Origin of the sequence: Siminovitchia fortis, from assembly GCF_007681465.1 — a bacterium.
Classification (GTDB): Bacteria; Bacillota; Bacilli; order Bacillales; family Bacillaceae_C; genus Siminovitchia; species Siminovitchia fortis.
This window is the reverse complement of record NZ_VEKZ01000003.1, coordinates 99739-114480: the sequence shown is the minus strand read 5'-3', so window position 1 is coordinate 114480 and position 14742 is coordinate 99739. Positions and strand designations below refer to the sequence as shown.

The 14742-nt window shown below is 42.8% G+C and carries 13 protein-coding genes and 1 pseudogene; 5 read left to right on the top strand and 9 right to left on the bottom strand.

The annotated features are described in order from the left end of the window. Positions 1–119: 119 nt before the first annotated feature. The 5 genes from FS666_RS02225 to FS666_RS02205 all read right to left on the bottom strand — a co-directional run bounded on the left by FS666_RS02225 (position 120) and on the right by FS666_RS02205 (position 6065). A complete protein-coding gene (locus FS666_RS02225; RefSeq protein WP_144460080.1) occupies positions 120–1121 on the bottom strand; it encodes a LacI family DNA-binding transcriptional regulator in 1002 nt (333 codons plus the stop codon). 301 nt (positions 1122–1422) lie between these two features. Continuing rightward, the gene (locus FS666_RS02220) at positions 1423–2877 is read right to left on the bottom strand and encodes an alanine/glycine:cation symporter family protein (RefSeq protein ID WP_144460081.1); all 1455 of its coding nucleotides are present in this window, start codon (positions 2875–2877) and stop codon (positions 1423–1425) included. 47 nt (positions 2878–2924) lie between these two features. Continuing rightward, complete coding sequence (locus FS666_RS02215) at positions 2925–4085, bottom strand: pyridoxal phosphate-dependent aminotransferase (RefSeq protein WP_144460082.1); 1161 nt, start codon at positions 4083–4085, stop codon at positions 2925–2927. A gap of 401 nt (positions 4086–4486) precedes the next feature. Next, positions 4487–5110 (bottom strand): bifunctional 2-keto-4-hydroxyglutarate aldolase/2-keto-3-deoxy-6-phosphogluconate aldolase, encoded by a 624-nt coding sequence (locus tag FS666_RS02210; protein ID WP_144460083.1) that lies wholly within the window; start codon positions 5108–5110, stop codon positions 4487–4489. A 10-nt stretch (positions 5111–5120) separates the two neighbouring features. Continuing rightward, a complete protein-coding gene (locus FS666_RS02205) occupies positions 5121–6065 on the bottom strand; it encodes a sugar kinase (RefSeq protein WP_144460084.1) in 945 nt (314 codons plus the stop codon). 256 nt (positions 6066–6321) lie between these two features. On the opposite strand from FS666_RS02205, the pseudogene FS666_RS20600 reads away from it, so the two are divergent. Together FS666_RS20600 and FS666_RS02195 are read left to right on the top strand one after the other, a co-directional pair. Next, positions 6322–6402, top strand: a pseudogene (locus tag FS666_RS20600) (hypothetical protein); the annotation flags it as partial. A gap of 16 nt (positions 6403–6418) precedes the next feature. Continuing rightward, positions 6419–6586, top strand: a complete 168-nt coding sequence (locus FS666_RS02195; protein WP_186306434.1) for a hypothetical protein — start codon at positions 6419–6421, stop codon at positions 6584–6586. 70 nt (positions 6587–6656) lie between these two features. On the opposite strand, the gene FS666_RS02190 is transcribed toward FS666_RS02195, so the two are convergent. The 3 genes from FS666_RS02190 to FS666_RS02180 are packed head-to-tail and all read right to left on the bottom strand — an operon-like array spanning position 6657 to position 9731. Continuing rightward, positions 6657–7862, bottom strand: a complete 1206-nt coding sequence (locus FS666_RS02190; protein WP_144460085.1) for an ABC transporter permease — start codon at positions 7860–7862, stop codon at positions 6657–6659. After that, complete coding sequence (locus FS666_RS02185; RefSeq protein WP_222119335.1) at positions 7859–8539, bottom strand: ABC transporter ATP-binding protein; 681 nt, start codon at positions 8537–8539, stop codon at positions 7859–7861. The genes FS666_RS02190 and FS666_RS02185 overlap by 4 nt, the downstream gene beginning before the upstream one ends. Then, on the bottom strand, positions 8523–9731 hold the full coding sequence (locus FS666_RS02180) for an efflux RND transporter periplasmic adaptor subunit (RefSeq protein WP_144460086.1): 1209 nt from the start codon (positions 9729–9731) through the stop codon (positions 8523–8525). Before FS666_RS02180 ends, FS666_RS02185 begins: the two co-directional genes overlap by 17 nt. Before the next feature lie 508 nt (positions 9732–10239). Here FS666_RS02180 and FS666_RS19640 point away from each other — a divergent pair. The 3 genes from FS666_RS19640 to menC all read left to right on the top strand — a co-directional run bounded on the left by FS666_RS19640 (position 10240) and on the right by menC (position 12959). Beyond that, positions 10240–10398 (top strand): hypothetical protein, encoded by a 159-nt coding sequence (locus FS666_RS19640; RefSeq protein WP_164876287.1) that lies wholly within the window; start codon positions 10240–10242, stop codon positions 10396–10398. Positions 10399–10681: 283 nt separating this feature from the next. After that, entirely contained in the window at positions 10682–11836 is a 1155-nt protein-coding gene (locus tag FS666_RS02175; RefSeq protein ID WP_120070818.1) for a M20 peptidase aminoacylase family protein, read from the top strand. After that, positions 11817–12959 (top strand): o-succinylbenzoate synthase, encoded by a 1143-nt coding sequence (gene menC / locus FS666_RS02170; RefSeq protein ID WP_144460087.1) that lies wholly within the window; start codon positions 11817–11819, stop codon positions 12957–12959. Before FS666_RS02175 ends, menC begins: the two co-directional genes overlap by 20 nt. Positions 12960–13906: 947 nt before the next feature. Here menC and FS666_RS02165 read toward each other — a convergent pair. Then, positions 13907–14719, bottom strand: coding sequence for a GNAT family N-acetyltransferase (locus FS666_RS02165; RefSeq protein ID WP_144460088.1), 813 nt, complete (start codon positions 14717–14719; stop codon positions 13907–13909). Between the last annotated feature and the right edge of the window lie 23 nt (positions 14720–14742).

Here is a 14742-nt window from a genome sequence, read left to right as displayed (position 1 = left end):
TCTATTTGCATTGCTCAAAATTAGAAAAAAAGATGATGGCTATAAACTAAACAGCTGAACTTTCCCGCCATCAACTAGTAAAGTTATTCTAACTTTATGGGGTCACATTAATGACAGTATTATAGCAGTGTGGAGTCTCTTTTAAGAAAAATCGGCTCGAATCGATATAGCTTTTTCGTTTCCTTAAAATTTCCTGTTTTAATTTTTTCGAACAACAAAGCGGCAGCTTGCTTAGCCATTAGATCAGCAGGCTGCTCAATCGTTGTGAGTGGAGGTGTCATGAGCTCTGTAAATGGCATTTCATCAATAACAACAATTTGGAGGTCATCCGGTACACGAATATGATGTTTTTTTACATATAGCATGAGCTCCTGCGAAACGCGGTCATTTGTAGCAATGACGCCCTTGGGAGGTACTGCCAATGTAAAAAGTTCATCAAAAATTTGTGCCAGCTCCTTTGTCTCTCCATGCCGAACATACTCTTCTTGTATTTCAAAATTTCGTTTTTGCAATGCAAGCCGAAAGCCTTCAAGACGTTCAACACGCGGTGTAATTTGAAGATCCAAAGAAGTTGTTATGACCGCTAAGGGATGTACATTAAAAGAGGAGACAGCCATCTCCATTGCCGTCATATTATCAAGAAGTACAGATGGGATATCAAGTTCTTCAATAAAACGGTCGATAAAAACAATGGGAATATTTTGCATCGTCAGCGTACGATAAAGCGCCCCATTTTTTCCTGTTGGAAATATAATGAAGCCATCCACCTGTCTTTCTAGAAGCGTTTCAATATGCTTCTTTTCCTTTGATGGCTCATCGGCCGAGTTGCAAATAATCATATGAAACCCTTTTTTATCAAATTCCGCTTCAAGCCCATTAATAATTTTTGTTGAAAAGCTATGAATAATATTGGCGACGATGACACCTATCGTAAAGGTTGACTTTTGCTTCAAGCTTCGAGCCATGAAGTTCGGTCGATAGTGCAGCTCCTGAATCGCCTCTTCAATTTTTTTTCGCGTTTCCTCTCCCATATATTCATAGCGCTTGTTTAAATATTGGGAAACTGTACTTTTCGATACATTAGCAAGCTTTGCCACATCTGCAATTGTTGCTTTTTTCACGACAATCAATCTCCTACCGGGGATATACTCTCATTTCATTCTATCATATATAATTCGTCGAAGGTAAAATAACATGCTATTGATTTACCAATTGGAGGCATGCCCCTTAAATGCATCGACACCTGTAAAAACAGTAACGTTCATTTATAGGATGATTTGAGCTTTATTCGTATTGTAGTTCCAATTCCTAAAACAGTTGATGGCTCATTTATTTACAAAAAACATCTCTAGTAATCAAGTTTATTTCATAAAGACAGCCTTCTTCAAGAGTTACTTAAAGAAGGCTCTAAACATTTCTTTATTAAAGAGATCTTTTTTCTTTTTTTATTTCAGTATTTCTTTCTTCCCAGAAAGTCGCATTTTTTATACCTAGTTTAATAGGGTTAAAGACTGGATCAATTCCCATTGCTTTTTGCTGTTCGTAGTCCTTAAGGGTATTTAATACTGGTTTTCGTAAAAGAAAAATACCAATAACATTTATCCAAGTAATGAGCCCAACTCCTATATCAGCTATCGCCCAGATTAAGTTGGCTGATACAATTCCACCGTAAAATGTAGAGAGAATTACAGTGATCCTTAATATATTCTTATAAATTTGTTTATCTCCAAATATATACACGAAGTTTATCTCTGCAACATATGCAATAAACAATAATGTTGTAATAGCAAAGAAAAAAACTGCTATTGCTACAAATATACTACCGAATCCATTAAATACGGAATCTACTGCAAGTTGGGTATACCCCACTCCAATTTCAGTATCACCTATATTGTTTACCAGAAAACCACCAGTTGGATTTTCGACATTATATTTGCCGGTTATTAAAATCATAAATGCTGTTGCACTACACACAATAATTGTATCAATAAATACGCCAAGCGCTTGAACTAATCCTTGTTTAGCTGGATGTGAGACATCAGCAGATGAAGCTGCATGTGGAGCAGTCCCTTGACCTGCTTCATTCGAATAAATTCCTCTTTTTACTCCCCAGGCAATAGCAGCACCAATAATTCCTCCAAAGGTTTCCTCAACACCAAACGCACTAGAAAAAATTAAGGCAACAACACTTGGTAATTTATCAATATTCATTACTATTATAAGTAAAGCTACTAAAATATAAGCAAGTGCCATAAATGGAACAACAATTTCCGAAAATTTCGCAAACCTCTTAACTCCGCCGAAAATAACTATACCCACCAATATACAAATAAATATTGTCGTAATAATAGGATCAATATTAAATGCTGTACTAAAAGATGCAGTTATCCCATTTGATTGAACTCCCGTTAAAAGGACTCCATAGGCAAATGCTATAGTGATTGCAAATAACGAACCGTACCATTTTTTACCTAATCCTTTTGATAAATAATAGGCAGGACCTCCACGAAATTCATCACCTTTTTTTTCTTTATAAATTTGTCCTAATGTACTTTCAACAAAAGAAGTAGCCATTCCAATAAACGCCATCAGCCACATCCAGAATACAGCGCCCGGACCCCCTAAACCAATAGCTGTAGCAACCCCGGCTATATTCCCAATACCAACGCGTCCTGCAATTGACATTAATAATGCTTGGTAAGAAGATACACCTGTTTTCGACTCATTTCGATCAAGCATTACGTTTACCATTTCTTTCAAATGTCTAATTTGTAAAAATTTAGTCTTGAAAGAGAAGAACAAACCTACTGCCATTATCAGAATGACAAGAGCATTGCTCCACACAATAGAATTAATTAACTCAACAACTTTTTCCATAATTACCCCCCCATATCTTCAAAGTTTTTATTATGCCACACCAAGTGTCAGTAATTTTTCTTTACATGTTCTCTAATTCGTCGAACAGCTTCAATTAAATTCTCGTCTGAGTTAGCAAATGAAAAACGCAAATATCCCTCACCCATGCTTCCGAATGCAGATCCGGGAGTAACCGCAACCCCTGCCTCGGTTAAAAGTTCTATAGCGAAGTCTTCTGACGGCTTTTTAAACTCTTTAATGTTTGGAAAAGCATAAAAGCTGCCTTCAGTATTAATACATGAAAAACCTGGAATTTCATTTAAACCAGTAATTAAAATTTCTCGGCGACGTTTATAATGCACCAACATCTCTTTTACAATTAATTGTGAACCATTAATTGCTTCAACGGCTGCTTTCTGGATAAAAGGAGGTACACAGGAAGCCATTCCTTCTTGAACTTTTGGCATTACCGAAATAATCTTTTCATTACCAATGACAAATCCTACTCTCCACCCAGTCATAGCATACGTTTTGGATAAACTATTAATAATGAGTACATTGTCTTTCACTTCAGGAATTTGAGCGATACTAAAATGCACTTTATCATCATAAATAATTTTTTCGTATACCTCGTCAGAAATAACGATTAGATTATGTTTTAACACTACTTCTGCCAACTCTTTTATATCCTTTTCGTCCAGTACAGCACCTAATGGATTACTTGGAGAATTTAAAATGATAGCTTTTGTTTTGGAAGTAATGGCTTTTTCAACGTCTTCTGCCTTCAATTTAAACGCATTTTCTTCATAAACAGGAACGGGTACTGCTTTCCCACCAAGCATAAAAACCTGTCCTAAGTAATTAGGATAAGAAGGATCAGCAATAATTACTTCATCACCTGGGTTGATTGTCGCCACTAGGGCTAACATAATTGCTTCCATCCCTCCAAAAGCTACCATTACTTGATCAGAAGTATATTCCGTCCCAAATTCAACAGTATACTTTTTAGCTACTGCCTGACGAAGTTCATCAGTCCCAGCATTTGATACATAATGAGTAAGATTTCTGTCAATACCATTCTTCGCAGCAATTTTTATATGATCTGGTGTTTCAAAGTTTGGTTCTCCTACTGTAAGCTTGATTATATCTTCATATTGGTTTGCCAATTCAAACATACGTCTAATAGCGGATGCAGGATAGTTTTTCGCAACATTTGATAAAGAAATCATAGATATCCTCCCAATAAAGTTAAGTTTTCTTCAAAATGCTCTTGTTTTCCCAAAATTGCCTAAACACTTGAATAATTTAATGAATACATCACCATGCTGTAGATAACCAAACATATAATTATCCCTCCAACCCAATTGGTTATATTTGTAAAAAATTAAATATAAGCGTGCTTATACTCCTCAATCATCCTATGTACAGGCTACATGTTTGTCTTTGACAATATCAATAACAATTAAAGTAGGCGTGTGATTTTTGCGAGATATTTTGATTTTGCGTATAGTTCATTACGAGTCCTACTTGGGTATCAATTAAGGGTCCTCTTTACTTCGAAGCTTTGACACTAGTATCCAAAGGGCCCTTTTTTGTTCAACCTTTTATTTTTTTCATTAGAGGAATGCTCCTATTGTTCTGAAAGTTTATGAATATAGGACTTTGCCTTTTCTACTACACCGGCATAGCCGTTTTCTGTATACGCTTTATTTAAATCACTGCCAATTCCAACTGCGACCGCTCCCGCTTGAAGCCAATCATTCATATTAGACAATCCGACACCGCCTGTTGGCATAATAGACACATTGGGCAGAGGACCTTTTACAGCCTTTATAAAGCCGGGCTGAAATTGACTTGCCGGGAAGAGCTTGATTATATCGCTCCCGTACTCAAGAGCTGCCACCATTTCTTTAATGGTCATGCAGCCTGGAAAGTACGGAACGCTATAGCGGTTACAAACTCTTGCAATTTCCGGATGAAAGCTCGGACTGACGATAAATTTCGCCCCATTTAAAATGGCATGCCTTGCGGTCTCAACATCTAACACCGTTCCTGCTCCTATCAACACATCGGCATTACGCAACCCCTTAAATGTATCTTCAACAAATGGAGTTGTATATGTCAGCTCAATTGCCCGTATGCCCCCTGCGATAGCAGCCTGAGATAAAAGTGTTGCCTCCTCCGCATGATTGCCACGAATGACCGCCACTACCTTCGCACCCGTTAACGCTTTCAAGACTTCCAACTTTTGCATGGTCTTCCTCCTATCGTTCAATTGTCTGTTCATCCCCAATGAATTCCTTAAGCTCTTTTAGAGACGGCAGTCCTTCATTGTCTCCTTTAATGGTAGCAACAAGTGCTCCTGCTCCATTTGCAAGGCGAATGCGTTCATCAATCGCATCTTGCTGCAGGTAACTATAAATATATGCCGCGTCAAAGGCATCGCCTGCACCAACTGTATCAACTGCATTTATTTTGTATGCTTCACGAGCAATCCATTGTCCGTTCGCATACACAGCTGCTCCCTGCTCGCCTTTCTTAATCACCATTTCTTCAATTTGATAGCGCGCTTGAACCTCCTCAACAGAGTCGCTTCCAAATAGCAATTCAAACTCTTCATCTCCTGCTAAAAAAATCGTGACGGAAGAGTAGATTGTTTCATAGACTGCTCTAGCTTCTTCAATTGTCCACAGCTTTAATCTCAAATTAGGGTCAAATGAAATGGGGATATGCAGTTTTTTTGCAAAGTCTATTAACTTTCGTACGACTTCAATATTATGCTCGCATACTGCTAAGTACACTCCACTGATGTGTAATATATCAACATTTTTTAGAACCGATTCGCTGATCCTATCAGCTGTCAACTCAAGCAATGGAGAAGGCTGACGATAATAAAACGATTTACCTGCTCCGTTTTCTTGGATTTCCTTAAAGTAAACGGATGTCGCATATCGCTCAGATAGTCTTACATCCGATACATCAATTCCTTCACCTCGAGCAAAGTTGTAAATGACCTTCCCAAATTCATCATCACCTAAGCAGCTGATCCATTTCGCCTCAAGGCCTAAACGTGCTGCACCAATTGCAAAGTTAAGTTCTGCACCACCGACTGCCCGCTCAAAAGAATGAACAAATCGGAGTGGGCCCGTTTTTGTTGGATTAAAGACGACCATCGCCTCTCCAACCGTTGCGATTCTTTTTTTCTTCAATACAAACGCTCCTTGCCCCTTAGATAAAACGTTTTAGTATATCGGTTTAGTAAACCGATATACTAATCGTAACATGCAGACATTAATAATTGCAATGTAATTTTTTCAAAAGCAGATCCTTTCCCGACTATAATATCTTGAGATCTACCGGGAACGAATCGAGCATTCACAAGAAAAAGGAAATGGTTAGTCCGGTTGCAAAAAGAGGGAAAAAACACCCCTAAGAATTCCGGATCGCCTGTAACTCGTCCTTCTTCCTCCTTATAACCCGCAGCTGAACCTGATGGAAGGTGCTTGGAAATGGCTCAAGGACTCCGTTATCAATAATATCTTCTTCGACAGCATCAAAATAATTGGAGAAGCCGTCTGTGGCGCTTGGCGGGAATCAGGAACCGGCGGAGTTTTATTTCGGAAAATGGCTGGCAGGCGAGGATATTGGGGCGAAACGAATGACAGGTGCAGTGGATACGGATATCCCGTTCGTACATATGGATGAAAACGCAGACTGGTTTAAAAGGTAAAGCACCCGAACACGGGTGCTTTGCTTCAACTATTAACCGATTCTCTCGTTTATATGAAGACCGCTCGTCTCTATTCATACCTCAATGCATCAATCGGGCTCAGCTTGGATGCTTTATTTGCAGGCAATATGCCAAAGATAATACCGATAAATGCCGAGAAGCCGACACCAATCAGCACAACCACTGGACTGATGACTGCTGTGATCGGCGATAACACCGTAACGAGTAAAGCCCCTATCGCTGCCAGGCCGATCCCAATCAACCCGCCCAATGAAGTCAGCGTGATCGATTCAATGAGAAACTGAAGGAGTATTTTTCCCCTTGTGGCTCCAAGAGCCTTGCGGAGACCGATTTCCCTTGTCCGCTCTGTGACAGATACGAGCATGATATTCATGACCCCGATCCCGCCAACCAAGAGGGAAATGGCTGCGATGCTTCCGATAAACAGCGTCATTGTTGTGATCACTGTATTTATCTCTTTTTCAATTTCCGAAAAATCATTAATGGCATACATTCCGTCTTCAAGTTTCTTGTGTTCAGTCAAAGCGTCTGCCGCTTGCATTCCGATTTCAGAAATCCGCTCCGGGTCATCTGCAATTATGGCTAGGTTTTCAACTTCGCTGTTGCCGAACATCATGGAAACGACGGATCTTGGCATGACCATCTCGCCGTTTTCAGACCAGCGGAACTGCTCAGGAATCGGAGATTCATAGACTCCCACAATTTTATAAGGATTTCCATCCAACTCGATAATTTCCCCAACTGGATCACTCGACCCTTTGAAAAATTTATCCCTTGCAACCGTATCAATCATGACAACACGGTTTAAACCGTCTATATCGCTGTCATTCAACGGACGGCCTTCCACCGTTTGAATGTTTTGCGCAGTAAAATATTCTCCGCCTACACCGGTGATGTCCATCTCACCTTGCTTATCATTAATCATGACGGTTCCAAACCCCTGATTAGTCGCAAGGACGGCTTTCACCCCTTCAACCTCTGATAGGAATTCCACGTCCGTTGAAGAAAGTTCGGGCAATTCCCAAAACATGTCTCCTTCATCTTCCGACTGTGTCGGTTCGTAATAAATTTCGACCACATTTTTATCCGTGCTGAACAATCCATCCATCATTTCTTTTTTCGCACCTTGTCCTATCGCCACAATGACAATGACTGCCGCTACTCCGATAATGATTCCAAGCATAGTCAAAACCGACCGGATTTTATGGTTCCAAATGGAGGACAGTGCAATTTTAAAGCTTTCCCAAATATTCATAGACTTGTCCTCCGGTCGTCAATGATCTTTCCATCTTTTAAGGTGATGATTCTATCCGTATATGCGGCGATTTCCTCTTCGTGGGTAACGATGATGACGGTTTTCCCTTCTTTGTTCAGCTGGACGAGCAGGTCCATGATCTGGGCACTCGTTTTGGAATCGAGGGCCCCTGTAGGCTCGTCCGCCAAAATGAGTGTCGGATTGTTCACAAGGGCGCGCGCAATCGCAACCCTTTGCTTCTGGCCTCCCGAGAGCTGGTTGGGCAAATGCTTCACGCGGTCTCCCAAACCCACTTTTTCCAGCATCTGCTTGGCCCTTTCCGTCCTCTCCCGTTTTGGAACACCCGCATATATCAACGGGGCTTCCACATTTTTCTGCGCATTCAGCCTCGGCAGCAAAAAGAATTGCTGGAACACAAATCCGATATGTTCATTTCGCAGCTTTGCCAGCTGCTTCTCTTTCGCCGAACTGATATTTTCTCCATTCAGTTCAAACGTCCCAGTTGTCGGATAATCCAAAAAGCCGATAATATTCATCAGCGTTGATTTTCCGGATCCCGACGGTCCCATGATCGCGATAAACTCACCGTCTTCAACGGCCAAATCAATGCCGTGCAGCACTGGAACCTGGAGCGACCCGTTTCCATAAACTTTTGTTATCTCACTCAATTTCATCAAAGGTGGTCACTTCCATTCCATCATGCATGCCTTCATGAGGAGCGATGACAACAAGCTCATCCTTTTCCAGGCCTTTTTTGACTTCGATGAATTCGTCATTCGATGCACCCGTTTCAATTTCACGGCTTTCCAATATTCCGTCCTTCAATACAAAAACGGTATTGGTGTCGCCCTCTTCCAGAATAGCAGCATGTGGGATGGCCAATTTTTTTCCGTCCCCGTCAATCTTGATTTCCAATGAAACATGGAAGCCCTGGCGAAGTTCAGACGTATCATCTGTGATAGCGACTTTGAATGGATACATGGTAACGCCACCGCCGCCTCCACCGCCGGCGAATTCCTCTTCACCGCCTTCTTCATTCGGAAATTGGGAAACCGATTCGATGGCACCTTTCCATTCCTTGTCTTTATACACCTTTGGACGAATGGTCACCGCTTGCTTCTCCTTTATTTTTACCGCGTCAAACTCGCTCATTGTACCAATTACCTTAAATGGCTGGCTTGAGATAATATGTACTGCAGGGCTTGACGCTCCCCCTTCCGTGCTTACCGCATTTCGGTCCACCTTTACAACGATTCCATCAATCTTGCTCTTTACAGTCATCTCTTTGATCTGTTCATTCAAATCATTGATCTGCTCCTGGGCGGATTCAATTTCTGATTTGGTGCTTTCATGCTGGATTTCCATTTCAAGCTTTTCACTCTTCAGAGCGTCAGCATCCCCCGCCGGCGCTTCGCCTTCTTCTCCATCCCCAGTTGGAGCCGGAGCTTTTTTCGCGTCTGCAATCCGCTTGTTCAATTCAGCGATCTGGTTAATTTCTGTTTGCGAGCGTTTTTTCACCAAATCCCTTTCTCTTACAGCTTTATTATATTCTGACTGTAATTTGGAAGAATCATAGACAAACAAAGGGTCTCCGGCCTTCACTTGCTGATTTTCCTTTACCTTAAATTCCGTTACCTCTCCTTTGTCCGGCTCCAAAAATACTTTTTGCTCATCTTCCGGAACAATCTTTCCGGTCACCAAAATGGTTTCGCTCAGTTCCTGTTCCGACACTTTTTGAACAGTCACCGGTTCTTCGACATCGGCTCCAGCCATTTTTCCGGCTTGGACCCTGATTATCAACGTGACCACAGCCGCCACTACCAATACCCCAACAATAGATGCGGCCCATATCCAGGCTTTCTTTTTCACTACATATCCCCCTCGTAAATGATGGCGGCAGTCCCCTATTTTGAAAGTATAGCTCGATATGAAAAACTTTTTCAAAACAAGCCTTTCTTTGTCCAGCTCCAGCGCCTAGCCCCGCAAGGATCAAGCCGCTTCCCTGTGGCGGCTGAAGAACCGCCTCCTCGGGAATCGTCTTGTTTGCCCGCGCTAAACAAGGCGCTTGCGCTTTTCTTATAAGAAACTCCGCAAAAAACGACAATAATAATAACGTTTTACACACAAAAAAGATTCAAAAGCTTTAAATCTTTCGATCCATGCCCCTTACAGTCTATTAGACGATCCAAGGAGAGAAAAGCACTACATGAAATGAAATATTAAAACCATATAACAATAATATTACAAAATGTTTAAAAACTGAAATATGGGTTAAAAAAAGAATATATATTTAAGAGGAAATGACGAGGGAACCTGCGGATATGTATCTCGTGCCATGACTTTTTTCACAAACTCAGTTCAATCAGGGGGCCCCCTTATGTCCATTAAAGAGGAAAATCTGCTATTCATAAGAGAGATGCGCCGTCTGCTCGACGACTATGAACGCTCTCCAAACAATAAAAGGGCGGATATCATGGAAGATGTCATCGTACTCGCCCAAGCGCTCAATATAAGGAATCGACAAAAGCTTTGTTAATTCCCATTTGATCCTTTCTTTTATAATAATCGAATGACCACGCCTCCCGCCTTAAATGCAACCGGTTGATTCCCCTTTTCCTGAAGCCTATAATTTACAGTAGGGACAATTTGCGAAATAGTTATACGCCTTTTTCACCAAAAGACACTCAATCAGGGCGACTTTCATATACCATATTTCATATAATTCAGCACAAGGTAAAAAAAGTGCGCTTTTTTTGTAACGGTGATTACTTACTGTTTCTCAAAACCAATACTTTTTTCGGGAAAGGATATCATCAGGCATGCAGGACGAACATTTTAAGCAACAAGTTTACGATACGTTTGATCATCTTCACGCTCATCCGGAGCTCAGCTGGGAGGAGGTAAACACAAACGAGTTTATTAAGGAGCAGCTTGAAAAAGCAGGCTGCAAAGTGCGGACATTCAGTGATTGCACGGGAGTAATCGCTGACTTTGGCGGAATTAAAGGCAATCCGGTTGTAGCGATCCGCGCCGACATGGATGCGCTGTGGCAGGAAGTGGACGGAAAATTTCAGGCCAATCATTCATGCGGCCACGATGCCCACATGACGATGGTGCTCGGCGCATTGTGGAAGCTGGCGAAAGACCCTTCCATCAAGGATCGGGTGACCGTCCGTTTTATTTTCCAACCGGCGGAAGAGGTCGGTGACGGAGCACTTAGAATGGTTGAAAAAGGCGCTGTCGATGACGTCGATTATTTATTCGGCATCCATTTGCGCCCCGTTCAGGAGGCTCCGGACGGATATGCGACCCCGGCGATTATCCACGGGGCTGCCACGTCAATCGAATGCGACATCATCGGGGATGACGCCCACGGTGCCAGACCGCACTTGACAAGCAATGCGATTGATGTCGGAACCCATATTGTGAATGCAATCAACGCCATCCACTTGGATCCGACCGTTCCGTATTCTGTAAAAGTCACAAAGTTCCACGCTGGAGGAAAAAGCACCAATATTATCCCGGGCCAGGCATCATTGGCTTTTGATCTAAGGGCGCAGACAAACCAGCATATGAAGATGCTGAAAGAAAAAGTATATGAGACTTTAGAGGCAACCGAACAACTTTTTCAATCCAAAATAAAAATTACAGATGATTACGGAATTCCCGCAGCGGAAGTGGCCCCGGAGGCAGAAGTAATCTCCAGACAGGCCATTTCCAACGTTTTAGGCCCTGATCATACAATGGATCCGCTTATGACACCGGGCGGAGATGATTTCCATTTTTACACGATTAAAAAGCCAGAACTGAAAGCGACGATGATCGGACTCGGATGCGACTTGAAACCGGGACTTCACCATCCGCATATGACTTTCAACCGTGAAGCCCTATTCAATGGGATTGATATTATTACAGAGATTGTACAAGTGTTGGCAAAAAAGGAGAGAACAAGCATTGAAACCAGTTCAAATTAAAGAAGTGGTCCTTCACACGGTAAAGATGAAGCTGATTGCACCATTTACAACGAGTTTCGGCACATTTCAGGAGAAACATGTATGCCTTGTGGAGGCGATCGACGAATCAGGCATCTCAGGATGGGGAGAGACGACAACAAGCGACGAACCTTATTATAACGAGGAAACCACACACACAGCGGTCTATATGTTAAAGGATTTTCTCATTCCAAGAATCATTCATAAAACAATTGAACATCCGCTGGATGTCCATGACATGCTTACGTTTGTAAGGCGAAACCAGATTGCCAAATCCGCGATTGAAACAGCGATTTGGGATGTGTTTGCAAAGAAAAACAATGTAGCGCTGTCCGAATTGATCGACGGTACGAAAACGGAAATAGAAGTAGGAAAAAGCATCGGGATTCAAGCAACTCCTGGGAAGCTTGTCGAGAAGGTCGGCGAATATGTGGAGGAAGGTTTTCGGAAATTAAAGGTTAAAATTGCTCCCGGGGCAGATTTGGATTATATTGATGCAGTCAGGAAGGCATTTCCGGATATTCCATTGATGGCTGACGCAAATTCCGCCTATACATTGAACGATGTGGACCACCTGAAACAGCTTGATCAGTATAACCTGATGATGATCGAGCAGCCGCTTGCCCATGACGATATTATCGACCATGCCACTTTGCAAAAAGAAATCCAGACACCGGTTTGTCTTGATGAAAGCATCCATTCTCTCGAAGATGCCAGAAAAGCATTACAGCTGGGCAGCTGCCGGATTATCAATATAAAAATCGGCCGTGTCGGAGGTTTGGGAGAATCCATCCGAATCCACGACCTGTGCAGGGATAACGGAGTGCCTGTCTGGTGCGGCGGAATGCTGGAAACGGGAATCGGGCGAGCTCACAATATTGCCTTGACTTCCCTTTCCAACTTTACAATACCAGGGGATACTGCACCGTCTTCCCACTATTGGGATGAAGATATCATCGAGCCCGAAGTGACAATGGATCATGGAATCATTCAGGTACAGACAGGTCCGGGGATCGGATTTGACGTCAATCGTGAAAAGCTTGAACAGCTTACGGTTGAAAAAGAGAGCATTACTACGGCGGTGACGCCGCATCCGATGCCATAGCTTATAAGAAAAGCGCAAGCGCCCGTTTAGCAACGTACAAACGGAAATGCGGAAGACGGCTGTTTAGGGGCGACAAGCGCTGGCCGCCGACAAACGCCACATCCTGTGGCGTCGGTGGCACTAGGACATCCTGTCCGACGGAGGGCAATCCAGTGAAGTCGTTCTTTGACTTCATTGGATTGACCGAAGCGACCTCGAGCCCCTGCCGTCTGAAGCTAGACACTGGAGCACTCCGCAATGAGATAAAGGATAAGGAAAGGCGGAGAGTGCCTGGTTATCGGCGACAAGCATAAGACGAGCGCTGAAGAAGGCGTAGTTTGCCTTCAGCAGCGATTGGCTTAATCCTTGCGCCGATGGCACTCGGAGCCGGACAACACGGCGAGGTACGAGCCGATGTTGGCTTATCGTAGTGCTCTGAGCCTACTTCCTCGAATAAACATCCACGCAGAAAAAGCGAAGCTTTTTCGAGGAAAGGAGTGCGAAGTTTACTAGTCGCTGGGCGCTGGAGCTGGACAAAGAAAGGCTTTTTTTGAAAAAATCTTCATATCAGCTTATACTTTCTTTTACTTCAAGGAAAAACCGATATTCACGCCTGAATATCGGTTTTCTTTATCACATTGGGGAGGTATTCCTGGTATTCGTTACCAATTTTCCATTTTCGACACCCCTTCGGGAAGGTATCCTCAGTATTCGTTACCGTTTTTCTATTTTCGACGCCACTTCGGGAAGGTATCCTCTGTATTCGTTACCGCTTTTCTATTTTCGACGCCACTTCGGGAAGGTATCCTCTGTATTCGTTACCAATTTTCCATTTTCAACGCCACTTCGGGAAGGTATCCTCTGTATTCGTTACCGTTTTCCCATTTTCAACGCCCCTTCGGGAAGGTATCACCGGTATTCGTGACCGTTTTTTGGTTTTTACCGTCGCTATGGGTAAGAATCCTATTTTAAATTTGAAGAGATTCTCTTTTCACCAATAAATAATGATGCACAGGCTCCTCGGCGCTTTTTTCCAAAGAAACGGCGGCATACTCCTTTTGGAACAGCTCTTGAAAAACAGAGCGGGTTTTCAATCTCCAATCCAATGCGAGGCTCATATCCTCCTGCTTGATCGTTTGAAATGCCGCAGGAACCGGGACCATTATTTGGGCTGCCTCAGGAATTTCTACATCATCAGCAAGGACCGGGCCGCTTGCAGCCTGTTTCCATGGGATATAAAAAGCATCATCCTTGACAGGAGCCGGAATACGTTCATCGACATGCCGGCTTTTTATCCACCATTCCACTTTAAAGCGGTCTGTCGGCAAACCCGCATTGAGCCCGTCATCGAATTCCCCGTAGCAATTTTCAATATATGTACTGCAAACCGCACGGAGTTTCGATAAGTTCAAATAGCCGTTGCGTGTTTCCAGCGGATCATATGTCCATGTCAGCATATCGTACCCTATTCGGGCCGCTTCCGCTTTTTGCCTGTTTTTTAATGAAGCGCCGATGCCTTTGTCACGGTAATCGGGATGAATTCCCATATTGTGTGAACATAGATACGCCTTACCATCCTTGAATCCGGGAAAACTATAGCTGAATCCGACAAGCTGATCATCACAATATGCACCAATCGCAAGGCCTCCGTTCCGAATGGCCGTGATTGTTTGATGAACAGGAATTCCGCCTTCCCCTTGCCAGATGAATTCTTCAAGCTGATACATTTGTCTCATTTCTTCGTTGCTGTTTAAAACACGTATATCAATAGTTGCAGTCATAAGGCAGCCCTCTTTCCGTCAAA